We start from the raw sequence: 970 nt of genomic DNA, 5'->3' as shown, positions 1-970 counted from the left end.
TACTATATTGACGTCATCATTTCTTCCACACTCTTTAGTCTCATCCATGTTTTACAATATGGATGGGTGTTAACAGACTTCATCGTTTATGCAGGAGCAGGTCTGCTACTCTGTATGCTCTTTCGTTATACACGTTCAATTTATTGGTCAATGGCACTCCACATCTTGTGGAATAGCTTTTTAATTATCGTCAGTTTACTGGTGTTTGGGTATTAGAAAGGTGATGTATGAAAAAGATAATTTCTAACTACTACTTTTTTATAGCTATTTTACTTGTCATTGCTGATCAGGAGTTCAGTGGTCTGGTTTTACGCAGCGACCTTGTTACTGGTCTATCTGACTTTGTCTATTATTTGTCGGATATGATGTTGAATTTTCTTGTGGTTCTGCTTGCTATTATTGTTATGATTTGGTCAGGGAAATGGCAGAAAATTAACAGTAGAAAATTTAAAGGTTCCTATCTTTTTTATTCCTTTTTAGCTCTGCTTGCTTTTGTTGCTTGGAATTTCGTCACATTTTTTATTTTCCCACCTACCAAAAATGAAATTGCTTATCAACTAGATGTTCCGACTTTTATAGGAGCTACTTCTTTTTTGATGTATTTTTTCTATCCTGTGATTGCAGGTCCCATTTTTGAAGAGATGATTTATCGTGGATTGGTGATGACTGCTCTGGAAAAAGGGAAGAAATGGGGACTGGATGTGCTTGGTTCTGCTGTTTTATTCGGGATATTGCATATCAGTAATCATGGTTGGGTCTTGACAGACTTTTTCTCATATATGGGTGGTGGCCTCATATTTGCAGTCTTATTTAGAGTGACAAAGTCCATTTATTGGCCTATTGGACTGCACATAGTCTACAATGGCATTGGTCAGATTCTCCCCTTGTTGTTTTAGAGTTTTTCAATAATCCTAATTAGTAAAAGAGAACACTAGCTGTGACATAAAATTCCCGAGTCAGTTTGTAGTGC

2 protein-coding genes are annotated in these 970 nt (G+C 36.5%); both read left to right on the top strand.

The window, feature by feature from the left end:
• On the top strand, positions 1-216 hold a 216-nt coding region (locus SORDD05_RS09905; RefSeq protein ID WP_155718864.1), incomplete at its 5' end, for a CPBP family glutamic-type intramembrane protease.
• A gap of 11 nt (positions 217-227) precedes the next feature.
• The gene (locus SORDD05_RS07425; RefSeq protein ID WP_061418516.1) at positions 228-896 is read left to right on the top strand and encodes a CPBP family intramembrane glutamic endopeptidase; all 669 of its coding nucleotides are present in this window, start codon (positions 228-230) and stop codon (positions 894-896) included.
• The last annotated feature ends 74 nt before the right edge of the window (positions 897-970 follow it).

The organism is Streptococcus oralis (assembly GCF_001578705.1).
Lineage (GTDB): Bacteria > Bacillota > Bacilli > Lactobacillales > Streptococcaceae > Streptococcus > Streptococcus oralis_J.
The sequence above is the reverse complement of the archived record's forward strand: the minus strand, read 5'-3'. Positions and strand labels throughout refer to the sequence as shown.

Coding starts and splice junctions, on each gene's coding strand:
- SORDD05_RS07425 (WP_061418516.1), top strand. CDS start 228: ATGAAAAAGATAATTTCTAACTACTACTTTTTTATAGCTATTTTACTT.